The sequence below is a fragment of the Corallococcus sp. CA054B genome, from assembly GCF_003611625.1.
Taxonomy (GTDB): Bacteria; Myxococcota; Myxococcia; order Myxococcales; family Myxococcaceae; genus Corallococcus; species Corallococcus coralloides.
On sequence record NZ_RAVY01000150.1, the window covers coordinates 1 to 23,968 of the forward strand.

Here is a 23,968-nt window from a genome sequence, read left to right on the forward strand (position 1 = left end):
CGCCTCCTCCGGCCGCCGTGCCCCCCCGGACGGTGTCTGGCGGCGGCTTCGCGGCGGTGTCACCCCCGGCCTCTTCGGGCGCTCGCCCGCCGTCGGGGGTGTTCGCCACCGTGCCGCCTCCCGCCGCGCCGCCCCCGGAGGACACGGAGTCCGAGGCCCGCCGCGCCGAGCGCCAGGCCCGCCTCGCGCGCCACCCGTACATGGCGCGCAGCCACAAGCTCACGGAGCTCATCGCCCGGGGCAGGGCGGCCACCGCGCGCGGGGACTTCGAGCGGGCGTACCAGGAGTTCAACCACGTGTTGGGCCTGGACCCGAAGAACCGCGAGGTCGCGCAGCTGCTGGTGGAGGCGCGCCGCAAGCACGACCTGACGCGCGCGCAGGCGGAGGTGGAGCGCGGCCAGGAGATGGAGATGCGCGGCGACTTCGCCGGGGCGCAGGCCGCGTACAAGCTGGCCGTGTCGCTCAACGGGGACAACCCGGAGGCGGCCTTCCAGGCGGCGCGCGTGGGGCGGGAGCTGGCGCAGGACGCGCAGGAGGTGCTGAAGCTCGCGCAGCGCGCGGTGGAGCTGAAGCCGGGGCGCGCGGACTACCAGCTGCTCCTGGCCCAGGTGCTCCTGGTGGCGGGGCAGAAGAAGCAGGCCAAGCACCACTTCGAGGAGGTCGCGCGTCTGGATCCCGACAACGCCGACGCTCGCGCCGGCCTCAAGAAGCTGCGCTGGACGTTCACGTGATGAGGTGCAGGCTTCCCCATGGCTGCTGAGCCCGAACCGCTGATTGGCATCGACCTGGGGACGACGAACAGCCTCGTCGCCACGGTGCAGGACGGTCAGCCCGTCATCATCAAGAACCGCACCGGCCAGCCCCTCACGCCGTCCGTGGTGGCGGTGTCGAAGAACGGCAAGCGGCTGGTGGGCAGCATCGCCAAGCGCCAGGCCATCACCAACCCGCAGGAGACGGTGTCCGCGGCCAAGCGCCTCATCGGCCGCAAGTTCTCCTCGCACCCGGTGCAGGACGCGCTGCGCGCGCTCACGTACCAGGTGGTGTGCGGCGCGCACGACGACGTGCGCATCCGGCTGTCGGGCCGCGACCTCGCCGTGCCGGAGGTCAGCGCCATGATCCTCGCGGAGCTGAAGGCGGACGCGGAGGCGCACTTCGGCCGGCCCGTCACCCAGGCCGTCATCACCGTGCCGGCCTACTTCAACGACGGGCAGCGCCAGGCCACCAAGGACGCGGGCCGCATCGCGGGGCTGGACGTCCTGCGCATCATCAACGAGCCCACCGCGGCGGCGCTGGCCTACGGCTTCGGCCGCACGGTGAATGGGAAGATCGCCGTGCTGGACCTGGGCGGCGGCACCTTCGACGTGTCGGTGCTGGAGATCAACAACGGCATCTTCGACGTGGTGGCCACCGGCGGTGACACCTTCCTCGGCGGCGAGGACTGGGACCACCGCATCATCGAGTGGATGGTGTTCGGCTTCGCCAAGGAGCACGGCATCGACCTGCGCAAGGACCGCATGGCGCTGCAGCGGCTGAAGGACGCCGCGGAGAAGGCGAAGGTGGAGCTGTCGTCGGTGAAGGAGACGCAGGTGCACCTGCCCTTCATCTGCACGCCGCCGGGCGGAGGCGCCGCGCTGCACCTGCAGTCCACGCTCACCCGCGAGAAGCTGGAGGAGCTCACGGCGGACCTGGGCGAGCGCCTGGTGGGCATCACCTCGGAGGTGCTGGGCGAGGCGAAGGTGCGCCCCTCGGACCTGAAGGAGGTCATCCTCGTGGGGGGCATGTCGCGCATGCCCCGCATCGTGGAGCAGGTGCGCCAGTACTTCCGCCGCGAGCCCTGCAAGGGCGTGCACGCGGAGGAGGTCGTGGCCCTGGGCGCCGCCATCCAGGCGCACGCGCTGGTGGGCCAGCAGAGCGAACTGCTGCTGCTGGACGTCACGCCGCAGAGCATGGGCGTGGCCATCGCAGGCGGCTACGTGCGGCGGCTGATTCCGCGCAACACCACCGTGCCCACGTCCGCCACGGAGGTGTTCGCCACCTCCAAGGACTTCCAGCGCACGGTGAAGATCATGGTGCTCCAGGGCGAGCACGAGCTCGCGCACCACAACGAGCTCTTGGGCGAGTTCCTCCTCACCGGCCTGCGCGAGGCGCCGCGCGGGCAGGTGGAGATTGAAGTGACGTTCGACATCAACGCGGAGGGCATCGTGTCCGTGTCCGCGCGCGACCGCGACACGGGCCTGCGCCAGTCCATCACCGTCACCGCGTCCAGCGGCCTGACGGAGGACGAGCTGCGCCGCATCATGGAGGAGCAGCGCGACTGGCTGGTGGCGGCGCGCAACACGGAGGAGCTGAAGGCCAAGCGCGTGGAGCTGGACATCCTGGCCCGCGACCTGGTGGACGCGCTCTCCCGCGTGCGGCTCATGCCCGGGGCCGGAGGCCTGCCGCCGGACGTCGTCGCCCGCGCGGAGGCCGCCCTGGATTCCGCGCGTCAGGCGCGCGGCACGGACGACGTGGGCACGCTCACCCGGGCCTGCGAGGCCCTGGCCCAGAGCCTGCCGCTCTTGCGCTCGGCGGGCCCGCGCGGAACGCCGGGGAGGTAGCCCATGAACGCCATCCGGGCCAAGGCGCTGGTCGAAGCCGGGTTGCTGCTGCGACTGAGTGGCGACATGGCGGGCGCGGAGAAGCTGTTCGCCCGGGCCCTGGAGCTGGACCCGGACAACGCGCGCGCGCGCAGGCTGCTGGGGCGGGACGGCCCGGCGGAGCTCGGCGGGGACACCGGCTGGAACCTGGCGGGCCCGGAGCAGGACGCGGACTGGGGCGCCTGGGCCGGCCCCTCCGAGCCCGGTCCGGTGGAGGTCCCCTTGCGTGAGTCCGTGAGCCTGCCCGAGGGCACGGGCGTGCGCGGCGACGCGTTGGACCTCATCGCGGAGGCGCACCGCACGCAGGAGTTCGGGCTGCCGGACACCTTCACGCCCGGGGGCGGGCTGCCGGAGGGCTCGGAGGTGGAGAGCCTGCTGCGCGGCGCGGAGGACCTGCTGGCGCTGGATGACCACTCCGGCGCGGTGGAGCTCCTGCGCCGGGCCCAGTCCCTGGCGCCGGAGAACCCGCGCGTGGAGGCGCTGCGCGACCGCAGCGAGCGCATCCTGGTGTCCATGCTGGAGGCGCGGCTGGGGGATTTGCACCGCATGCCGCGCGTGCGGTTGCAGCCGGATGACATCATCTGGCTCAACCTGGACCACCGCGCGGGCTTCGTGCTGGCGCAGATTGACGGCGCGGTGAGCTTCGACGACCTCTTCGCGCTGTCCGGCATGTCGCGCCTGGACACCGCGCGCATCCTCGCGCAGCTGCTCGACGAGGGCATCATCGCCCCCGGCGAGTAGGTGGGCGCGGCTTCAAGTCACGCGGGGCGGATGACGGCCGTCCATACGCCGCGCACCACGGGCTCGCCCTTCGCGTTGCGCGTCTCCGTGGTGACGACGAGGAAGTCCATCCCGGCCTTGCGGTACAGCTCCGTGATGGAGCCCGTGGTGGTGAGCACGTCCCCGGGGCGCATCACGCCCAGGAACTCCAGCTCCTGCTCCCCGTGCACCAGCCGCACGCGGTCCACGCCCAGCTCCGGATCCGCGATGGCGGCGCTGAAGGGGCGGATGGCGAACACCACCGCGAAGCTGGGGAAGGCGATGACGTCGCCGTAGGGGCCCGCCTGGGCCGCCTCCTGCGAGTAGAGCAGGGGGCTCACGTGCTCCGGAGGCTCGCCGAAGGTGCCCGCGGAGGGCACGGAGCCGCCGAGGATGAGGGAGAACTCGCGCAGCTTCTCCCGGCCAATCTCATAGGTGAAGGGGCCGTACTCACGGCCGACGAACTTGGGGTCCAGGGCCATGGCTATCCGAGCGAGGTTTCGACGACGGCGCCCCGGAGGACGGGCTCGCCGCGCTGGTTGGTGGCGGTGACTTCCGTGGTGAGCCGGCCGTCCGCGATGGCGGTGACGCGGCCCTGGAAGGTGACGGTGTCCTCCGGCAGCACCGGCCGGGAGAAGCGCACCTTCACCCGGCGCACCCGGCCCGGGTCTCCCACGAAGACGGCCACGGCCTCCACCGCCCAGCCCAGCGTGCAGAGCCCCTGGAGGATGACGCCGTTGAAGCCGGCCTGCCGGCCCACCTCCGGGTCGATGTGGATGGGGTTGTAGTCCCCGGAAGCGCCCGCGTAATACACCGGCCGCAGCCGGTCGCACTGGCGGACGTGCGTGAAGGTGTCTCCCACCTGGAACGTGCGTGCCATGAGGCGCGGCAGCCTACCGCATCCCCCGCGCCCCGCGGACGCCTGGCGGAAATGAAGAAGGGGCGGCCCCCACTCGCGTGAGGACCGCCCCTCGTTACTTCAGGGCTTCAGGACGAAGCGCCGGCTTACGCCTTGCGACGGCGCGCGAGCGCCATCGCCGCGAACAGCGCCATCAGCGGCGCCATGCTGCCAGCGGAGCCGCCCGTGGAGGAGCAGCCGCCGCCGTCGTCGTCGGACTTCGGCACGGAGACCTTGATCTCGGCGGTGCTGGTGGCACCGGCCGCGTCCTTCACCGTCACGGTGAAGGTGTAGGTCTCCAGCGTCTTCTTCGCCGGCGGGGTGAAGCTGGCCTCGGCGGAGTTGGCGCCGGTCAGCGTCACGGAGGGGCCGCCCGTCTGCGCCCAGGTGTAGGTCAGCGCCTCGTTGTCCGGATCCGTGGACGTCGCGGCGTCGATCTTCACCAGCTCACCGCCGCGCACGCCCGAGATGACCCGGACCTTGGCGACCGGCGCCTGGTTCACCTGCTTCACGTTGACCGTGTAGACGAACGGGCCGGAGGTGGCACCGTCCGCGTCCGTCACGGTGAGGCTGAAGGCCAGCGCCGTGTCGGCCTGGACCTGCGGCGCGGTGAACTTCACCTTCGCCGTGTCCTTGTTGTCGAGCGTCACCGCCGGACCACCGACCTGGGCCCAGACGTAGGTGAGCTGGTCACCGTCCGGATCCGTGATGCCGGAAGCGTCCAGCTCCACGTTGCTGCCCTCATCCACGTCGATGGTGGCCGGAGCCTCGCCCACCGGGTGGCGGTTGGACTTGCGCACCGTCACGTTGACCAGGTCGGACGCGGACTTGCCGTTCGCCGTCACCGTGAGCTTGAAGGTCAGCTCGGTGAGGGACGACACGTCCGGCGCCGTGAAGGTCGCGGAGGCCGAGTTGGCGTTGGTCAGCGTCACCGCCTCGCCATCCGTCTGCTCCCAGACGTACGACACCGCGTCGCCGTCCGGATCCGTGCCGGAGCCCTGGAGCGTCGCCGTGGCGCGCGCGCTCGCCTCGAAGTCCGCGCCGGCGTTGGCCACCGGAGCGCGGTCCACGTTGTTCACCGTGACGTTGACCGTGTCCGTGGCGGACTTGCCGTTCGCCGTCACCGTGAACTTGAAGACGAGCGTCGTGGTGGCCGTGACTTCCGGCGCCGTGAAGGCCAGCGTGGCCGTCGTGGCACCCGTCAGCTGCACCTCGGTGCCACCGATCTGCTCCCACTGGTAGCTGAGGGTGTCGCCATCCTCGTCGGAGCCAGTGCCCGTCAGCGTCACCGCCGTGCGCTCATCCGCCGCGATGTCCGCGCCGGCGTTGGCCGTAGGAGCGCGGTCCACGCCCTTCACCGTCACGGTGACGGTGTCGGTGGAGGACTGGCCGTTGGCCGTGGCGGTCAGCGTGAAGACCAAGTCGGTGTTGAAGGGCACGTCCGGGGACACGAACGTCGGCGTGGCCGTGTTCGCGCCCGTCAGCACCACCGCCGGGCCGGAGGACTGCTCCCAGCTCAGCGTCACGGCGTCGCCATCCGCGTCCGTACCGCTGCCGCTGAGGGCCGCCTGGGTGCGGGTGTCGACCGCGAAGTCCGCGCCGGCGTTGGCCACCGGAGCGCGGTCCACGTTCTTCACCGTCACGGCGACGGCCTTGGTGGACTTCGCGCCGCTGCTGTCCGTCACGGTGACCGTGAAGTTCAGCTGCGTGTCCGCCGTCACTTCCGGAGCCAGGAACGTGGCCTTCGCGCGGGTGGCGTTGGTCAGCGTCGGCTTGGGCGAAGCGGGGCTCGTCTGGACCCAGGAGTACGTCAGCGTGTTCGCGTGAATCACGTCCGCGTCCGTGGAGCCGGAGGCGTCCAGGGTCACGGGCGTGGTGTCACGCTCGTTCACCGTCGCCGGCGCGGTGGCCGCGGCCACCGGGGGCTGGTTCACGTTGAGGACCTGGATGTCCACCGTCTTCGGGGCGCTCGCCTTGCCAGCCGCGTCGGTGACGACGAGCTGGAAGGAGAGGATGTCGGAGTAGTCCACGTCCGCCACGAAGCTCGGCGCCGCGGTGTCCGCACCGGTCAGCGTGACCGGCGTGGCGCCACCGACCTGAATCCAGTTGTAGGTGAGCGTGTCACCCGCGGCGGCATCCGGGTCGAAGCTGCCCGTGCCGTTCAGGGTGATGGTGGCGCGGTTGAGGACGCCGTTGACGAGCGTGCCCTCCGCGACCGCCGCCGTGCCCACGCGCGACTGACCGGCGTTGGCGACCGGGGGCACGTTGCAAGCGCCCGCGGAGGCCGGCTGATCCGGCTGGCCCGCGAACACCGGCGTGGCGCCGTCGAACTTCACGTTGTCCAGGTCCAGGCCGTACCCGCCGACCGCCACGTCACCGCCGATGCGGAAGCGGAAGCGGACGTTCTTGAGGCCCAGGTCGGGGAAGAAGGTCCCGAAGTTGATGCTCGCGGCCGTGAACGCCGGGAAGCCCGCGCTCACCTGCGCCATCGCGGGGCGATCCTCCAGGGGGTTGCCACCGCCCGCGGCGATGTAGTCCACGTAGCCCGGATCCGCGTCCACCACCGGGTACAGATCCCAGGGGTCGATCCAGTCGATGCCGTCGACCGTGAGCTCGAGCACCGCGCCGTCGTAGGAGGCGTTGGAGTCGAACTCGAAGGAGTGACGGTAGTTGTAGCTCATCACGAAGTCGGCCGCGTCATCCACCGACAGCCAGGGGCTGGTGATGGTGGTCTCGGCGATCGTGCCCGGATCCGCGCCGTGCGCGTAGCGGTTGACCGGCGAGCCGGACAGCGTCCAGTCGCCCGAGGACGACAGGTTCTGCGACACCGTCCACCCGGTCAGGCCGGACTCGAACGTCTCCGTGTTGCTGATCGTGGAGACGTTGTCGTAGTTGACGCGCGGGTCGAACGTCACCGTCTTCGCCGCCGCCGGGATCTCGTTGGAGTCGAAGGCCACCCGGATGCCGGCGCGCGCGGGCGAGCCGGAGACGCCGGTGACGGTGACGGGCACGGTGACCGTGGCCGAGGCACCGCGCGACAGGGCCGGGACGTTGATCGCGGCGCCGCTCGGGAACGCCAGCGTCGCCGTGGTGCTGGTGCTGCTGACGGTGCCGGTGAAGGAGCTCAGCCCGTTGCCGCCCACGTTGCGCACGGTGATCTTCAGCTCACCCTGCTCACCGATGTCCAGGATGCCGTCCTGGTCGCAGCCGCCCGCGCTGTCGGACAGCGTGATGCTGGTGACCTCCAGGTTGCCACCCGTGGCGAAGCTCTCCGTCACGCCGATGTGGTCGAACGCGTCGCGGTCCGGCGACTTGGCGCCGAAGCCCAGGCCGCGCTTGGCGAAGGCCGACACGAAGCGCTGGTAGTCCGCCGGATCGTTCGCGAGCGCGACGGCCAGCACCGCGTCACGCGCTTCCGTGAAGGTCGGCGCGTTCGGCGTCGCCTTGTAGGACGCGACCAGGTAGTTCTTCATCCGGTTCTGCGCTTCCGCGAACGGGTGCGCGTTCAGCAGGCTCGCGTAGCACTCCCACAGCGCCGTGGCCCACACCTCACCGCTGTTGTGGACCTCGCTGTTGATGTCCGCGCGCGTGCCCGCATCCGTGGGCAGGGCGTTGAAGTTCTGGATGTGCCTGAACGTGTAGCCGTTCTTGCTCATGTCCGTCGAGTAGGGCAGGCGACGGATGCCGAAGTAGTAGCCCTGGTTCTTGCCACCGCTCGAGACGTAACCGGCGGTGCTGTAGACGCCCTGCCAGTTGCCGTTGCCCGGCTTGTTGCGGTCGGACTCGCGCACCTGCATCAGCATGGCGTGGAAGTCGCCCCAGCCCTCGCCCATCGAGCGGCCCTGGTTGTTGCTCAGGCCCGCGGCGTTACCGATGAGGCGGTTGCTGATGTAGTGACCCCACTCGTGCGCGATGATGCCGTTGTCGAGCGTACCGTCGCGGTCCTGGTCCGGCGTGCGCAGGAACTGCACGGTGACCGGCTCGGTCGCCGCCGCCGCCTTCCACGCGTTGGCCGCGTCCAGGGTGATCATCAGGGACGGCGTGGTGATCTTGGCGTCGTCCGTGCCGTTGCCGCCCATGGTGATGGTGCTGCCGGCGGCGTTGTTCGCGATGACCGTGGCGATGGCGCCCGCGTTCTGCGCGTTGAGCGACTTGACGACGAAGTTGCACGTCCCGCGGTCGATGAGCGCGATCTTCCCGGTGAAGTAGCCCGGGTCGAACGCGGCGCAGCCGTCCTTGTTGGTCTCCGGGAGCTTGATCTCCCCCGTCACTTCGTACGCCTGCTTGCCGTAGCTGGCGGAGCCGGCCTCGTAGACGCCGGCCAGGCCCGCGGGCGCCGTCACGGACAGCTCGGGCGTGCCGTCGAACACGTACATCTGCATGCGCGGCGACGCACCGTCCGCCGGCGTGCTCATGTTCGCGTTGTTGCGGCCGCCGTAGTCCTGCGCCTGGGCCTGGAGGGGGTCGCCCTCCACGCCGCCACGGCCGAAGTTGAACGACTGGGCGTTGGCCGAGGCCTCGTCGAAGCCCGCGTCGTAGAACCAGTCGTGCAGGAAGTTGTTCACGTAGAACAGGTTCACCACCGAGGCCTTGATCTGCTCGGTGCTGGAGCCCGGGGCCTTGGTCGTGTCGTAGACGTACGAGAAGGTGTTGTCGCTCGTCGTCTCCGCGCGGGTGTCGCGGGTGCCGGGCTGGAAGCCGTCCGGCGCGTTCAGGTCCGCGTACGCGTCCACGTTGTTACCCGTGGTCTGCGTGGCGTTGGCCGGCAGCCAGGGGTCGTTCTTGCTGTACGGGACGTTGGCCAGGGTGATGTCGCTGGCCGGGCGGTTCAGCGGGGCCTGGTAGCCGTTCTGGGTGCCCGTGGGGTGCGGGGTCGCGTCGTTGCCCTGGGGACCGTCCTCCGGGATGAACGGGGCCGTCGTGTCCGCCCAGACCTTGTACGTGAAGGCCGTGCCCGCGTCCGCGGTCAGGTCGTTGCGGAAGAGGACCTTGCCGGTGGCCGCGGAGACCACGTAGCCGAAGTACTGGCTGGAGCGCGCGGCCTTGGGGCCGGCGTTCACTTCCACGTACCAGGCCGGCTCCAGGTTGCCGGCCAGCATGAAGTACACCTGCCGGGCGCGGGCCGGGGTGGCCAGGTCCTGCTGGAGCGCGGACTTCGTGGAGGGGGCCAGCTCGAAGAAGGTGAAGTCACCCTTCGTGCCCGTGTTGACGAACGAGGTGGCCTGCGTGCCGGAGCCCGTCAGGTCCTTGAACGCGTTGGACACCGCGTCCGCGGCGCCCAGGTTGAAGCCGGCGCGCGCCTTGTTGCGCGCGGTGAACGCCAGCTCGGACGGGGCCAGGTAGCCGCTCACGGCCACCAGGCGCAGGTCCTGGCCCATGACGACCTTGATCTCGTTGCGGAAGACGGGGATGCCACCCACCGACTGGTTGAAGGTCGCGATGATCGCGCCCTTGCCGGTGTTGTGCATCGAGCGCAGGTTGGCGCCCGAGACGTCGTCACGCGTCAGGCGGTAGCTGTCCGCCACGGACTGCAGGTGGGCGCGCGCCGCGCTCTCCGCCGTCATGCCGTTGCGGATGACGGACTTGGACTGCGCACCATCCTGCGTCGCCCAGGCGAACGTAGGCACGCCGAGCCGGTGCTCGGTCTGCTCGATGCGAAGCCCGCGGGACACCGCCGTGTCCGCATCCACGGCGAGAGAGCGGGAGTCCCGCTGCTCCAGGAACGCGTCGTAGTTCGACCGCTCCTTGGCCCACGCACTGGTACCCGCGATGGGCACCAGCAGCAGGCTGGTCAACAGCTTTTCCCTGAGACGCATGCGCCTTCCTTCTTGGGGGTGATGTACTGCCGGACGAGGGGACTGCGAGAGACGACGACTGCATGAGGAGAGGTCCGCCGAGGGAGGCGGGCCGCTCCCTAGGGGTGGCGGGCCGTGGGTGGACAACAGCCCGATAGGAAACGCAGCCCAACGCCCCAGGTCGCATTGGCGACGTGAGCGCGGAACTCAGCGAGGAAAGGCGCCACGCGCGAGGCGGGCAGGGCGGGTGCGAAGCGCTGCGGCAGGCCGGACAGCCGGGGCGCCACACCCGAACCCGGGGCGGCCCATCCGAATCGACTGTCAACGGTCACCGGCAAGCGCTGCTCTCCAACCCACTCTTCCGGCCGCGGCTGTGTTCACCGCGCCAGATTCAGTGGGAGCGCATGCTAACCAGGACACTGTTTCGTTGAAAAGAGGGGGGCCTGCGTAACCTTGCGTTAGCAACCCAGTAACAATTGGCAGTCTGGAATAAGCCGTAGCAGCCGGGCGGGCGCGAGCGTGTCACAAGTGCCGCGCCGCACCTTGCCTGCGGGCTCAAACCCTGCTCAGCGGCGCGAGCGCGGTGCCGGCGCGCCTTCATCCGACGAGGGCAGCGGACCGTGGTCCAGCGGGTCGTCGATCTCCGCGCCCTCCTTGCGCTGCTTGTACTGTTCCCGCACGTAGGCGACGAGCTGATCCAGGTACGAGGACAGCGGCGGGCACCTCACGCCGGTGCCGTCGAGCAGCTCCAGCGTGTTGTGGCAGTTGTAGATGGCCAGGTGGTTCACGTAGCTGATGGCGGCGCGCTGGGGCCGGGCCAGCTTCTCCAGCACGGGCAGCCGCAGCATCACGTCCGCGGCGCGCGCGGACAGGTTGAAGCGCGGCAGCCGCTTGTGGGACTTCTCCGCGATGAGTTCGTACACGCGCCGCGCGCTCATGGGGTTGGGGTCCACCAGGTGGAAGGTGCGCCCCTTCGCTCTCGCGTCATGCGACAGCCGCCACACCGCCTCCACCACGAAGTCCACCGGGACGACATTGAGCGGCGCCACGCCGTTGCCCGGCAGGGGCAGCGGCACCACCAGCGGAGACGTAACGAGCAGGATGCCCAGGTAGTAGGGGCCCTCGAAGCGATCGATCTCGCCCGTGCGCGAGTCGCCCACCACGCTGGACGGACGGAAGATGGTGACGGGGAGGGTGGCGGAGGCGCGCTGCACCAGCCGCTCCGCCTGGAACTTCGTCTCCTCGTAGGCGTTGCGGAAGGACTGGCCCCGGTCCAGCTCGTCCTCGGCGATGACGCCCACGCGGTCGCCGGACACGTAGCAGGTGGAGAAGTAGTTGAAGCGGGCGAGGTTCTCGCAGTCGCGCGCCAGCTCCAGCAGGTTGCGCGTGCCGTCCACGTTCACCCGCCACGCGGTCTCCTTGGGCACGCCCAGCTGCGAGACGGCCGCCAGGTGGAAGATGTCCGTCACCCGCTCGCACAGGCGCTGGTACTCCTCGCCGGACAGGCCCAGGTGCATGTCCACCGCGTCACCGGTGAGCAGCTCCACGCGCGCGCCCTTCACCTTCGCCGCGAGCGCCTGCGCCTCCTTGAAGGCCTTGGGCTGGACGAGCGCGTAGATGTGCCCCTTCGGGTCCTCCCGCGCGATGTGCTCCACCAGCCGCTTGCCGATGAAGCCCGGATAGCCGGTGATGAAGTAGGTGCCAGGGGCCTGCCGCGTCTTCGACGTCTCGCTCATGCGCGGCGCAGCATAACCGCCCGTCAGCCTTGCGCGAGCATCGCCCGCCACACCGCCTCCACCTGGGGACGGGTGGCCTCCGGCGTCCCGCTGTTGTCGATGACCCACGTCGCGTGCGCGCGCTTGTCGTCCAGCGGCATCTGCGCGGCAAGCCGCGCCTCCGCCTGGTCCGCCAGGAGCCCGTCGCGCGTCATCAGCCGCGCCTTCTGCACCTCCCGGGGCACCCACACCACGGCCACGCCCTCCATCGCCGTGTGCAGCCCCGTTTCAATGAGCAGGGGCACGTCGTAGACGGCGTGGGTGACCCCTTCGGCCTCCAGCGCCTGGAGCTTCTGGAGGAAGAGGGCGCGCACCTCCGGGTGCACGATGGCGTTGAGGGCGGCCCGCTCCTCGGCGTTCGCGAAGATGTGCGCGCCCAGCTTCACCCGGTCCAGGCGGCCGTCGGGGCCCACCACGCCGGGGAAGCGCTCGTCGATGCGCTTCAGGCCGGGCGTGCCGGGCTCCACCACCTCCCGGGCGAGCACGTCCGCGTCCAGCACGCGCGCGCCCAGCTCCCGCAGCATCCGGCTCACGGTGCTCTTGCCGGAGGCGATTCCGCCCGTCAGGCCGAAGACGTGCACGGGCTACTTCGCGGCCTTGGGCGTGGTGAAGACGAAGGACTGCACCGTCTTGCCGTCCTCGTTGAAGAAGATGGCCACGCCCAGCTTCACGTAGAGGAAGTAGGTGCGGAAGTCGTCCGTCAGCTTGCGCAGGTAGCAGGGCGTGGCGGGCATGGCGCCGGCCGGGCACGCGGGGCCGTAGCTGTTCTCGATGGTGTCCTTCTCGATGACGGGCCCGGGGAACACGTCGATGCGCTCCACCAACTGGGTGGCCGGGTCCACCTTGAACTGGGCCTGGGTGGTGCCCTTGATGGCCTCCTTGGCGAAGTAGGCCAGGATCTCCTTGTCCTCCTGGCTCATGGTCCGGGACGGCTCCCCGAACTTCTTCACCACGTCCTCCTTCTTGGAGGACCCGGGCTCGATGCCCTGCCACGGCTTGGCGGAAGCAGGCAGGGAGACGGCAAGGACGGCAACGGCGAACAGGACGGCAATCACGGGGGTCCGCATCTCGACTCCTCCCTAGCGGATCAGGCAGGCACGCCTCAAGGTCCGTTACCTCAAGCCACGCACCTGTCCACCCGCTATTCAATCACGAACGAGACGCCTTGCCCCCTCCAGGGGCCTCTGCTACGTGCTCAAGGCATGTCTTCTCGTGCCTTCCGGGTCTTTTCCGCCCTCTTGCTCGCCGTCTCCGGCGGCCTCGCCGGCGCCGCGGACTTCACGGGCCCCGACAGCTGCAAGGGCTGCCACCCGGAGGCGTACGACGCGTGGATGAAGTCCAAGCACGCCCGGGCGACGGAGACGCTGGCGGACAGCCAGAAGAAGGACGCGCGCTGCCTGTCCTGCCACGCTCCGGACCAGGCGGAGCAGCAGTTGGCGGCCGTCACCTGTGAGACGTGCCACGGCGGCGGGCAGTACTACTCGCCGTCCTACGTGATGAAGGACCCGGAGCTGGCGCGGCTGGTGGGCCTGGTGGACCCGTCGGAGAAGCAGTGCCGCACTTGCCATGACGCGTCCTCGCCGTCCCTGCGCCCGTTCGACTTCAAGGAAGCGCTGAAGGCCATTGACCACTGGTCCGCCGAACGCGCCCGCAAGCAGACCCGGGCGGATGCCGCCCCCTCCACGCCGGCTCCGGCCACGGCGAAGAAGTAAGTGACCCCCGCTTGATCAAGATCCTCGATTCCCGCTTCGTCACCACCGCCGTGGAGCTCAAGGGGCTGCCCACGGACCACGCCGCGGAGGTGGCCTTCGTCGGCCGCTCCAACGTCGGCAAGTCGTCCATGATCAACGCCCTGACGAACCGGCGGAAGCTGGTGCGCGTGTCCAACACGCCGGGGCGCACCCGCACGCTCAACTTCTTCGACGTGGACCTGGACCGCGACGGCGTGCGCCACACGGTGCGCCTGGCGGACCTGCCCGGCTATGGCTTCGCCAAGGCGAGCAAGGCGGACAAGGCCCAGTGGCAGGCGATGATCACCTCCTACCTCAAGAACCGGCACCGGTTGGAGGTGGTGGTGAGCATCATCGACGCGGAGGTGGGGCCCACGCCGGAGGACATGCAGACGCTGGACTACCTCCAGGAGCACAACCGCCGCATCCTCGTCGTGGCCACCAAGGTGGACCGGCTGACGAAGGCGCAGCGCAAGCCCCGGCTGCACAAGCTGGCGGAGCAGCTGGAGCTGCCCCGGGAGGCGGTCGTCCCGTTCTCCTCCACGGAGAAGCTGGGCGTGGAGGAGGTCTGGGGCACGCTGCTGGACACCTTCGGCAAGGCCACCCGCGTCTGAGGCTGCCGGGCCCGGGCGCGCTGTGGTAGCACCCCCGGCGTGTCCCAGAACGGCAAGACGAACGGTGGTGTTTCGCCCCTCGCGCCTCGCGAGGAGCGTCAGCGGTTGATGCGCCTGTCCCCGCGCCAGCGGGTGGCGGCGCTCTACGACGCGGAGGACACGCCCGCGCTGGTGCGCTCGCTGCCCGCGGAGGACCTCTACGTCACCATCCAGGAGGTGGGGCTGGCGGACACGACGGATCTCGTGCAGCTGGCGTCGCCCGCGCAGTTCCGCACCTTCGTGGACCTGGGCGGCTGGTCGAAGGACAAGCTGGACCCGCACGCCGTCCTCACCTGGCTGCGCGCCGCGCGCGGCGACGAGCAGGAGGACTTCCTGCGCAAGGTGCACGCGGTGGACCTGGAGGTGGTGGAGACGCTCCTCAAGGAGTTCACCGTCGTCCACGACCTGGAGGAGAACCCGGACGTCAACCCGCAGGGCGTGACGCTGGAGACCCCGGAAGGCCGCTACCTGGTGGAGCTGAAGGTGGAGGGCGTGGAGATGTCCGCCATGCGCGCGCTCCTCAATGATCTCATCGCGGAGAACCCCTTCGAAGCGGTGCGCCTCTTCGAAGCCGTGCGCTGGGAGATTCCCTCCGAGCTGGAGGAGACCGCGTTCCAGTTCCGCCGCGCGCGCCTGTCCGACCTGGGCTTCCCGACGCTGGAGGACGCGCTCGCGCTCTTCAGCCGCGTGGACGTGCCGCCGCGCCCCACCGGGCCCGGGACGCCCGCGCTCACCGCCACGGGCGGCCACGTGGACTACCTGGAGGCGGCCTTCCGGGACCTGTCCGACGTGGAGCGGATGAACGCGGAGGACGAGCTTCGCGAGGTGGCCAACGCGGTGCTCGTCGCGGAGCTGGGCGACCCGGGCGACCTGGACGCCGTGCGCCGCGTGGGCGAATGGGTGCGCGACTACCTGTCGCTGGGCCTGGAGCACCTGACGGGCGGCGACCCCTCGAAGGCGCCGGAGGCGCTGCGCGACACGCCCCTGCGCCGCGTCTTCCAGGTGGGCTTCACGCTGACGCTCCAGCTCAAGTACCGCGCGGACCGCCTCTTCAAGGTGCCCTTCATGAAGCTGGACGACGTGCCGCTGGTGCTCCCGGAGGAGGCCGCCGCGCTGGAGGCCCTGCGCCGCAAGCGTCCCCGGCGGGCGCTGCGCGTCCCGGGCGCGGAGCCCGTTCCGTTCCGTTCGCTGCGGGAGGTGGCCGGCTCGGAAGGACTGCTCGCGCGGGCGGAGGGCCAGGTGGCGGCGCTGGGTGCGCTCCTGGGCGGCTCCGAGGAAACGGCGCACACCGTGCTGGCGCGCTTCGGCGTGTCGCTGGACGTGCTGGGCGTGGAGCGGCTGTGGGCGGCGGTCGTGTCCATGGCCGTGCTGGAGGAGGGCGTGGACGTGCGGCCCGTGCCGCTGGGGCGCACGGTGGAGCTGGGACAGCGCCTCTTCGAAGGCACCCCGGATGCGCCTCGCCTGCGCGCGAGCGCGGCGGAGCGCGCGGTGGCGACGCTTTCGCCCGCGGTGCCGGAAGCGGCGCGTGAAGAGCTGCGTCGGGTGGTGAACGTCACGCTGGCGCGCCTGCTGTCGGAGCTGGGCCCGGCGTGGCTGCGCGAGGGGCGCTTGGACCTGATCGCCTCCGCGGTGCTACCGATGGAGAGCGCCCCGGTCCCGTAGCTTTTTCAGCCTTGCCCGGCCCGGCGGTCGCGGGCGAGCTCGCAACCTCCCGAAGATACAGGCCTCCCGCGTTGCCATCCTCTGGCACGCGCGCTGCTTTGCCCCTCGCCCGCTAGCTGTTTGCAAACAGCAGGTTTGCAGACCGCAAACGGAATTCCACGAGGGCCAGGGGCACGCGTGTGACGGGACGAGCGACCGACAGCGAAGGGGTGGCGTACATGGGACCGGGCGCGGAGGGGCAGCGTCGCGACGTACTGGCTTTCTACATGCTCGCGGGGTTCGCGGCGGTGATGTACGCGGTGCCGGGTGAGTGGATCCCCGCGCTGGAGCCGCTGCGGCTCGCGCTGCTGACTTCAGGGTTGGGCGCGGGCCTGATGGTGATGCGCCGCATCGGCAAGGCGGAGCCGCTCTTCTTCGACGGCTCGCGGGGCATCGCGCTGCTGGCGTTCTCGTCGCTGGCGTTCTGCTCGGTGGCGTGGAGCGTGAACCCGGAGGTGACGCGCTTCCAGGGCGTGGAGCTGCTCAAGCTCACGGCCATCTACCTGACGCTCGTCAACGTCATCACCACGCCCAAGCGGCTGGCGGTGGTGTGCGGCGCCATGGTGCTGGGCGCCATCGTGACGTCCATTGGCGTCATCAACTGGTACATCGTCGGCGAGAACATGGTGGAGGGCTTCCGTTCGCGCTGGGTCGGCGTGTACGCGGACCCCAACCACATGGCCATGAACATGGTGCTGGTGGTGCCGCTCGCGGTGGCGTTCCTCGCGCGCAAGAGCACCCCGTGGGTCTTCCGCCTGCTGTGCGCGGTGTCCGCGGTGCTGGCGGTGGTGGCCATCGTGCTGTCGCACTCGCGCGGCGGCTTCATTGGCCTGTCGGTGGCGATGGCCATGTGGGCCATCCGTGAGAAGCGCCGCATGCAGGCCATCGTGCTGGGCACGGTGTTCGTCGCGGGCCTGGCGGTGTTCGCGCCCAAGAGCTTCTGGCAGCGCAATGAGACGGTGACGTCGTTCCACGAGGACGCGTCCGCCATGGGCCGCGTCTACGCGTGGCAGGTGGCCAGCCGCATGAGCCTGGACAAGCCGCTGCTCGGCGTGGGCGCGGGCGGCTTCCGCTACGCCTGGTTCGAGTACGCGCCGCCGGAGGCGCACCGCGCCTATGTGGCGCACAACATCTTCCTCGACGTCATCGGGGAGCTCGGGTGGATTGGCCTCCTGTGCTTCCTGGTGTTCTCGGGGGGAGCCGTGGGCGGGGCGGCGGCCGCGTCGGCGGACTCGGAGATGGGATGGCTGGCACGCGCCTTACTGGCGGCGGTGGCGGGCTACCTCGTCTGTGACTTGTTCTCGGGCTACATCCTGTCCGCGCACTGCTACGTGCTCTTCGGCCTGGCCGCGAGCGCGCACCGCATCGCGCAGGCACGGGAGCGCGCCCTGGCGGTGGGGAGGCAGCCGGCGATGAATCACGCGCCGGTGGCCACGTGGGAGGGGTCTGGGCATGCGGCGTGAGGATGCGCGGTTGGGGCAGGAGCCCCTCCGCCTGGTGCAGTTCACCCGGTCGTTCCACATTGGCGGCACCGAAGTGCAGGTGCTGGAGCTGCTGCGAGGCCTGCCCTCCAGCTACCAATTGCAGGTGTCGGTATTGGAGGATGCCGGGCCGTTGATGAGCTCGGTCTGGAAGCTGGGGCACGCGCCGGAGGTGTTCTCCCTCAAGGGGTCGCTGCTACAGCCCAACACGCTGATGCAGATCCACCGGATGTCCCGGTGGCTCAAGTCCAACCGCGTGCAGCTGGTGCACGTGCACGACTTCTACTCCAGCATCCTCGCGGTGCCGGCCGCGAAGCTCGCGGGCGCGAAGGTCATCGTCGGGCGGTTGGACCTGTCCCACTGGCAGGGCAAGGCCCGCCGCCTGCTGCACGCGCAGATGACGCGCATGGCGGATCACGTCATCGCCAACGCGGAGGCCATCCGCCAGCTGCTCATCCACGAAGAGGGGCTGCCCGAATCGCGCATCTCCGTCATCCACAACGGCCTGGACCTCCAGCGCTTCGACGCGCGCGCGGCGGAAGGACTCAAGGACACCCTGCCCGACACCGGTGGCGTGCCCACGGTCATCCACGTGGCCAACATGAACCACCCCGTGAAGCGGCAGGAGGACGTGCTGCTCGCCCTTGCCATGCTGCGTCATGAGGGGACGAAGCTGAACGCGTGGTTCGTGGGAGACGGGCCTCGCCGGCCGGCGCTGGAGAAGATGGCGCACGAGCTGGGGGTGGCGGACGGGGTGCACTTCCTCAAGCACCGCACGGACGTGCCGGCCCTCTACGGCCAGGCCACCTTCGGCGTCCTGTGCTCCACGGCGGAGGGCATGTCCAACGCGGTGATGGAGGGCATGGCGGCGGGGCTGCCCATGGTGGTGACCCGGGTGGGCGGCAATCCGGACCTCATCACGGACGGCGAGCGGGGCCTGGTGGTGGAGCCGGAGCGGCCCGCCCAGCTGGCCCAGGCCTTCCGCCGGCTGCTGGCCAACCCCCAGGAGGCCCGGAAGATGGGCAAGGCCGCCCGGGGCTTCGTCGCCCGCGAGCTGTCCCTGGAGAAGATGGTGCGCCGGCATGACGCGCTGTACCGCCAGGTGGCAGGACTGCCCCCAGGCTGAAACCCGCCCCCCAGGGCCGGGAAATGTCAGACCGATCCGGATAATCGACGCCCGTCCTCAGCAATTGGGGGCGGGCGCGTTCGTAGAAATGGGGAGGCGGTTTTTCCGCGGAGCCCTGCGTGTGTGCGCAGATTATAGATGGGAATAGCTCGATTTTCGTGGAGTTTGGGGGGCAAGGCGTGGTAATGGCGCCTCGGGTATTGCCGGGAGCAGTGAGCGTGCCCACCCTGGGTGTGGCCGGATCAGGCGGGTGGAGGAATCACCGCCGGTACGCAGGGGTTTTTGAAGGAAACGGACGCCGAGCGCGGGGCCCGGAACACGGGACGCGGGGCGGATGGCAGGAAACATGAAGGTGGCGTGAGGTGGGCCGTCAGGCCGCTTCACATCCGCCGCGACTTTACGAGGCCCTGCCAGTCGGCACGCGGCCCGGGGCGCTCGCCGGTAAAACTCCAAGGTGCCGGCGAGCGCTCTCTTTTTTCCCTCACGACACCGCACCCGTGTGTCCCCCGGGGTCGTCCCCGCGCGGAGGACGCATCGGGTGGGATGCGGGCGTCAGGCTTCGTCGACCAGGTCGAAGCGCTGCCCCACGCCCTTCGCCAGCGCGACGTCGTAGAGCGCACGGGCCAGGGCGACGTCCTGCACGGCGAGGCCGGTGGAGTCGAAGACGGTGATTTCGGAGCCGGTGCGGCCGGGCTTGCGGCTGGCGACGACCTCTCCCAGGGTGCCAGCGAGCCGCTCGGCCTGGATGAGCCCGTCGTGCAGCGGCACGTTGACCTCGCCGGAGTGGTGGGCCTGATCCGCGTCGTCGATGAAGACGCGCCCTTCGACGAGCAGGCGCGGATCCAGCTCCTGCTTGCCGGGGGCATCCGCGCCCATGGCGTTGATGTGGGCGCCGGCCTGGACCCACTCCCGGCGGACCACCGGGGCGCGCGCGGGCGTGGCGGAGCAGACGATGTCCGCGCCGGAGGCCTCCTGGAGGCTCACCACGCGGCCCCCCTTCTCCTTCCGCAGGGCCTGGGCGGCCTGGGCATTCACGTCCGCCATGAGCAGCTCCAGGTCCCCGAAGAGGGCGCGGTGCGCGTCGATGAGGACGCGCGCCTGCACGCCGCAGCCCACGAGCCCCAGCGTGCGGGGCTGCTTCTTCGCCAGGTACTTGGACGCGATGCCGCCAGCGGCGCCGGTGCGCCACGCGGTGAGCAGCGTGCCGTCCAGGATGGCCAGCGGGGACGCGGTGTCCGGGTCGCTGAGCACGTACACGGCGCGCACCGAGGGCAGGCCGTGCTTGCGCGGGTTCTGGGGATGGGCGTTGACCCACTTCACGCCGGCCGCGCCGTCGAGGAACGCGGGCATGGCGCGGAAGTCACCGTCGTACTTCGGCAGGGACAGGTACACCTTGGGCGGCATGAGCGCGTCGCCGCGGCCATGGGCCAGGAACGCACGCTCGACGGCTTCCAGACCGAGTTCGACGGTGTAGAGGCCGCGCAGGTCCCTGGCGCTGAGGAGGAGGGTGGGCATGGACGCCGCTATAACCAACCGCCCCTGTCCGCGTGCGTCGTGTCCGATGTGCAATGTTTGCCATTGGCCATTGTCACAATCACTACCCGGAGCAGGTAGGCAGGCGCGGATAATGGGGAAAGGCGGGTTCAGGGTAGGCTGGGAGTGATGAAGACCTCCCGGCCCACTGAAGACACCGGTTCCCAGGCGCCGAACACGGGCCACCCGACGGGTGACTCCAGCGCGCCGGAGCGTCCGCTCCATGCGACGCGCGTGGGCCGGTACGTGCTGCTGGCGCGGCTGGGCAAGGGCGGCATGGGCGAGGTCTTCGAGGCCTTTGACCCGGAGCTGCGCCGCACCGTCGCCATCAAGCTGCTGCACGAGCGGCGGCTGCCGGACGAGGAGGAGGACGCCCGCGCGCTGCGGCTGGTGCGCGAGGCCCAGGCCATGGCGCGCCTGTCCCATCCGAACGTGCTCACGGTGCACGACGTGGGCACGCACGAGGGCCGGGTGTTCATCGCCATGGCGCGCGTGGAGGGCGGCACGCTGCGGCAGTGGCTGCGCGAGGGGCCGCACTCCCAACGCGAGGTGCTGGTGGTGTGCCGGGCCATGGGGCAGGGGCTCGCGGCGGCGCACGCGGCGGGGCTGGTGCACCGGGACTTCAAGCCGGACAACGTGCTCTTGGGCCGGGACGGCGGCGTCTGGGTGACGGACTTCGGCATCGCGTCCGACGCGGGCGTGGGTGCGGAGGCAGGGCCCGCGGTGCCACTGGCGGCGCTGTTGGAGGGGCCGCTCGACACGAGGCTCACGGCGACGGGCGCGCTGGTGGGGACGCCCGCGTACATGGCGCCGGAGCAGTACGCGGGGCGGGGCCCGGACGCGCGAGCAGATCAGTTCAGCTATTGCGTGTCCGTCTACGAGGCGCTCACCGGCCAGCGTCCCTTCGAGGAGGGGACGCTGCGGCGCATGGCCGTCACGCTGCTGGACTCGCAGCGGGCACCCCAGGGCGCGGTGGTGCCCCGGGTGGAGCTGGAGCCGCCCGCGCATCCGTCCGTCCCGGGCTGGGTGCACCGCGTGCTGGCGCGGGGACTGGCGGTGGCGCCGGAGCAGCGCTTCGCGTCCATGGAGGCGCTGCTGGCGGCGCTGGAGCACGACCCGGAAGCGGGACGCAGGAAGCTCGCGGGCCGTTCCCTCGCGGTGGTGGCAGGGCTCCTCCTGGGCGTGGGCGTGGCGTGGGTGCGCCCCACGCCGTGCAGCGGCGCGCCAAAGCTGTTCGCCCGGGTCTGGGGCCCTGCGCAGAAGGCGGCGGTGGCGGAGGCCTTCGAGAAGAGCGGCGCGCCGGACGCGGACAGCGCGTTCGACCGGGTGGAGCGCGCGCTGGATGCCTATGCGTCGGAGTGGAGCCGCATGCACCGTCAGGCCTGCGAGGCCACGCGCGTGACGGGGGAGCAGCCGGAAGCGCACCTGGCGCTGCGCATGTCGTGCCTGGACCGGCGGCTGCGAGCGGTGGATGCGCTGAGCGCGGAGCTGGCGCACGCGGACGTGGCGCTGGTGCAGCGCAGCGCGGAGGCGGTGGATTCGCTGCGCGGCGTGTCCGGCTGCGCGAACGTGGAGGCACTCTCCGCCGCGGTACCGCCGCCGGAGGACGAGGCGTCGCGCACCCGCGTGGAGGCGGTGCGCCAGGACGTGGCGCACGCACAGGCGCTGCTCGACACGGGCCGCTACGCGCAGGCGGTGCCCGTGGCCCGGGCGGCGGTGGAGGCGGCGCACGCGACGCGCTACCGGCCGGTGGAGGCGGAGGCGCTCCATGTCCTGGGCTGGGCCCACCACCGCATGAGCCAGTCGCGCGACGCGCGGGCCACGTGGCACCAGGCCATGGCCGCGGCCACGGCGGGACGGCATGACGAAGTGGCGCTCCAGGTGGCCACGGAGCTGGTGCTCGGCCTGAGTGGGGACCCCGAGTGGTTCCCCGAGGCCCACCTGTGGAGCGCCCAGGCGCACGCGCTCATCGAACGGCTGGGCTCCGCGCCGGACCTGGAGGGACGGCTGGCCAACCACGAGGGCATCCTCGCGCTGAACGAGGAAGCGCTCGACGCGGCGGCGGGGCACTACGCGCGGGCCCTGGCGCTGCGCGAGCGCACCCTGGGACCCACGCACGTGGACACCGCGAAGGTCTACAACAACCTGGGCATGGTGATGCTGCGCCAGGGCAAGCAGGCGGAGGCCACCGCGCTGTACCAGAAGGCGCTCGCCATCTACGAGGAGCGGCTGGGGCCGGTGCATCCGCTGCTCGCGGGCACGCTCACCAACCTGGGCTTCGCGGAGCAGGAGGCGGGAAACCTGCCGAAGGCGCTGGAGTGGTTGCAGCGCGCGTACACGCTGCGGCAGCAGACGCTAGGGCCGCTCAATTCCCAGACATTGCTGCTGCTCCACGACATCGCGCTGGTGCAGGAGTCGCTCGGCGCGCCGGACCGGGCGCTCGCGCTGCACCGGCAGGCGCTGGAGGGCATGCGTCAGAGCTTCGGCGCGGAGAGCCGAGAGGCCATCGACTCGCTGAAGGCGCTGGCGGGCGCGGAGGAGCGGCTGGAGCGGGACGCGGACGCGCTCGCGCACTTCCAGGAAGGGCTGGCGCTCCAGCGCAAGGTGCTGCCTCCGGAGGAGTTCGCGGTGGACACGCTGGAGGAGGACGTGGGGCGGCTGATGGTGGCGCAGGGCCGTCCGAAGGACGCGGTGCCGCTGTTGCGCGCGGCGCTGGAGTCCAAGTCGCGCTCGCTGGGCGCGGACCATGCTCGGACCATCCACAGCCGCACGGCGCTGGGGCTCGCGTACTTCCTGCTGGGGCAGGGCGACAGCGCGCGTGAACTGCTGGAGACGTCCGAGCGGGTGCTGGCGCCGCTGGGCTGGAACCCGGTGGACGCGGCGATGACTCACTTCGCGCTCGCGCAGGCGCTCTGGGGGCAGCCCGCGGAGCACGCACGAGCGATGACGCTGGCGAAGCAGGCCGAGGAAGGCTTCACCCAGGGCGGCTCCATGACGCGGCGCGAGCTGGCGGCGGTGAAGCAATGGATTGCCAGTCGTTGAGTCTCACAGTCATTGGATTTGACCGTTATTGATGCAATTGCAGTGAAGGCGTGGAGTGGTCTGTCCAAGCCGGATTGCCTAACATGCGGCCTTGTCGGAAGGCCGGGCGCCATGCCGGCGTCCCCTCGGACAAGGAGTCATCCATGAAGCCTGGAATCGCGTTGCTGCTGTGCACGGGTCTGGCATTGACGGCGTGCGGTGGAGCGATGACGCCCGAGGAGGCCGCGGCCGAGGAGACGGCGGCGCTGGCGACGTCGGAGGCCGAGCTGGCCTCGTGTGGCACGTGGTCCGGATGGACGAACACCGGTGTGTCGAGCTGTCAGCCCAATTCCGCCTGTGGGAACTACTGGCGTTGTGAGCCGCGCCTGGCGCCGGAAGCGGCTCCGGCCCTCGACGATGGGCCTCAGCAGCGTCCGCCGGTGTGCCCGTCGGGCCAGGTGGCCGTCATGTACTACGAGCTGGGCAAGTACAATCAGCAGTCCCAGTACCGTGTGTGCTTTGACTCCGCCGGCAACTACACGCACACGGAATGGCAGTACCAGAATGTCTCTGGTGGCTGCAGCGGCTGCTGATCAGCTCCACCACCAGGCCGCCGCGGCGAGCAGACTCCCCGCCACGGAGACGGCCATCCACTTGAGCCACGGTGCTTGTCCAGACGGTGGCCGTGGTCCACCGGACCGGAACCGCTTCGCGGGCGGAACGGGCTCTGGTGGCCGGGAGCCAGGGCGCTGGGGCCTCCTCAGCTCCTGGGTCGGCGCCTCCGAGTGCAGGGGAGGCGCCGGCGCCAGGGGCACGGTGGGCAGAACCTCCGGCTTCATCACCTCCGTGGGGGCGGGGAC

The 23,968-nt window shown here is 70.6% G+C and carries 17 protein-coding genes and 1 pseudogene; 10 read left to right on the forward strand and 8 right to left on the reverse strand.

Annotation, left to right across the window (positions count from 1 at the left end):
• The 3 genes from D7V80_RS29170 to D7V80_RS29180 all read left to right on the forward strand — a co-directional run.
• Positions 1-731, forward strand: a 731-nt coding sequence (locus D7V80_RS29170; RefSeq protein WP_147447242.1) for a lipopolysaccharide assembly protein LapB, incomplete at its 5' end; no start/stop codon positions are given.
• Positions 732-749: 18 nt separating this feature from the next.
• The gene (gene dnaK / locus D7V80_RS29175) at positions 750-2,597 is read left to right on the forward strand and encodes a molecular chaperone DnaK (RefSeq protein ID WP_120591278.1); all 1,848 of its coding nucleotides are present in this window, start codon (positions 750-752) and stop codon (positions 2,595-2,597) included.
• A gap of 3 nt (positions 2,598-2,600) precedes the next feature.
• Positions 2,601-3,377 carry a tetratricopeptide repeat protein gene (locus D7V80_RS29180; RefSeq protein ID WP_120591279.1) on the forward strand — a complete coding sequence of 259 codons (777 nt, stop codon included), beginning with the start codon at positions 2,601-2,603 and terminating at the stop codon, positions 3,375-3,377.
• A gap of 17 nt (positions 3,378-3,394) precedes the next feature.
• Here D7V80_RS29180 and D7V80_RS29185 read toward each other — a convergent pair whose 3' ends face one another.
• The 6 genes from D7V80_RS29185 to D7V80_RS29210 all read right to left on the reverse strand — a co-directional run bounded on the left by D7V80_RS29185 (position 3,395) and on the right by D7V80_RS29210 (position 12,930).
• Positions 3,395-3,877: a MaoC family dehydratase N-terminal domain-containing protein gene (locus tag D7V80_RS29185; protein WP_120591280.1), complete on the reverse strand. Its 483-nt coding sequence runs from the start codon at positions 3,875-3,877 to the stop codon at positions 3,395-3,397.
• A 2-nt stretch (positions 3,878-3,879) separates the two neighbouring features.
• Positions 3,880-4,275, reverse strand: coding sequence for a MaoC/PaaZ C-terminal domain-containing protein (locus tag D7V80_RS29190; RefSeq protein ID WP_014397831.1), 396 nt, complete (start codon positions 4,273-4,275; stop codon positions 3,880-3,882).
• A gap of 125 nt (positions 4,276-4,400) precedes the next feature.
• Positions 4,401-10,109, reverse strand: coding sequence for a myxosortase-dependent M36 family metallopeptidase (locus D7V80_RS29195; protein WP_147447243.1), 5,709 nt, complete (start codon positions 10,107-10,109; stop codon positions 4,401-4,403).
• Positions 10,110-10,654: 545 nt separating this feature from the next.
• Entirely contained in the window at positions 10,655-11,824 is a 1,170-nt protein-coding gene (locus D7V80_RS29200) for an SDR family oxidoreductase (protein ID WP_014397829.1), read from the reverse strand.
• 23 nt (positions 11,825-11,847) lie between these two features.
• Positions 11,848-12,444 (reverse strand): dephospho-CoA kinase, encoded by a 597-nt coding sequence (gene coaE / locus D7V80_RS29205; RefSeq protein ID WP_120591282.1) that lies wholly within the window; start codon positions 12,442-12,444, stop codon positions 11,848-11,850.
• A 3-nt stretch (positions 12,445-12,447) separates the two neighbouring features.
• A complete protein-coding gene (locus D7V80_RS29210) occupies positions 12,448-12,930 on the reverse strand; it encodes a hypothetical protein (RefSeq protein ID WP_120591283.1) in 483 nt (160 codons plus the stop codon).
• Between the two features lie 135 nt (positions 12,931-13,065).
• Here D7V80_RS29210 and D7V80_RS29215 point away from each other — a divergent pair, with 135 nt between their 5' ends.
• The 5 genes from D7V80_RS29215 (at position 13,066) to D7V80_RS29235 (ending at position 18,554) form a co-directional block, all read left to right on the forward strand.
• Positions 13,066-13,575, forward strand: coding sequence for a multiheme c-type cytochrome (locus tag D7V80_RS29215; RefSeq protein ID WP_120566004.1), 510 nt, complete (start codon positions 13,066-13,068; stop codon positions 13,573-13,575).
• Positions 13,576-13,586: 11 nt separating this feature from the next.
• Positions 13,587-14,207 carry a ribosome biogenesis GTP-binding protein YihA/YsxC gene (gene yihA / locus D7V80_RS29220; RefSeq protein ID WP_120591284.1) on the forward strand — a complete coding sequence of 207 codons (621 nt, stop codon included), beginning with the start codon at positions 13,587-13,589 and terminating at the stop codon, positions 14,205-14,207.
• A 39-nt stretch (positions 14,208-14,246) separates the two neighbouring features.
• Positions 14,247-15,908, forward strand: a complete 1,662-nt coding sequence (locus tag D7V80_RS29225) for a DUF6178 family protein (RefSeq protein ID WP_120591285.1) — start codon at positions 14,247-14,249, stop codon at positions 15,906-15,908.
• Positions 15,909-16,126: 218 nt separating this feature from the next.
• Positions 16,127-17,410 (forward strand): O-antigen ligase, encoded by a 1,284-nt coding sequence (locus D7V80_RS29230; RefSeq protein ID WP_120591290.1) that lies wholly within the window; start codon positions 16,127-16,129, stop codon positions 17,408-17,410.
• On the forward strand, positions 17,400-18,554 hold the full coding sequence (locus D7V80_RS29235) for a glycosyltransferase (protein WP_120591286.1): 1,155 nt from the start codon (positions 17,400-17,402) through the stop codon (positions 18,552-18,554). The genes D7V80_RS29230 and D7V80_RS29235 overlap by 11 nt, the downstream gene beginning before the upstream one ends.
• Positions 18,555-19,106: 552 nt before the next feature.
• On the opposite strand, the gene D7V80_RS29240 is transcribed toward D7V80_RS29235, so the two are convergent.
• The gene (locus tag D7V80_RS29240; protein WP_120591287.1) at positions 19,107-20,069 is read right to left on the reverse strand and encodes an ornithine cyclodeaminase family protein; all 963 of its coding nucleotides are present in this window, start codon (positions 20,067-20,069) and stop codon (positions 19,107-19,109) included.
• A 147-nt stretch (positions 20,070-20,216) separates the two neighbouring features.
• On the opposite strand from D7V80_RS29240, the gene D7V80_RS29245 reads away from it, so the two are divergent.
• On the forward strand, positions 20,217-23,129 hold the full coding sequence (locus D7V80_RS29245) for a serine/threonine-protein kinase (protein ID WP_120591288.1): 2,913 nt from the start codon (positions 20,217-20,219) through the stop codon (positions 23,127-23,129).
• A gap of 143 nt (positions 23,130-23,272) precedes the next feature.
• A complete protein-coding gene (locus tag D7V80_RS29250) occupies positions 23,273-23,701 on the forward strand; it encodes a hypothetical protein (protein ID WP_147447244.1) in 429 nt (142 codons plus the stop codon).
• On the opposite strand, the pseudogene D7V80_RS43080 reads toward D7V80_RS29250, so the two are convergent.
• Positions 23,702-23,968, reverse strand: a pseudogene (locus D7V80_RS43080) (hypothetical protein); the annotation flags it as partial.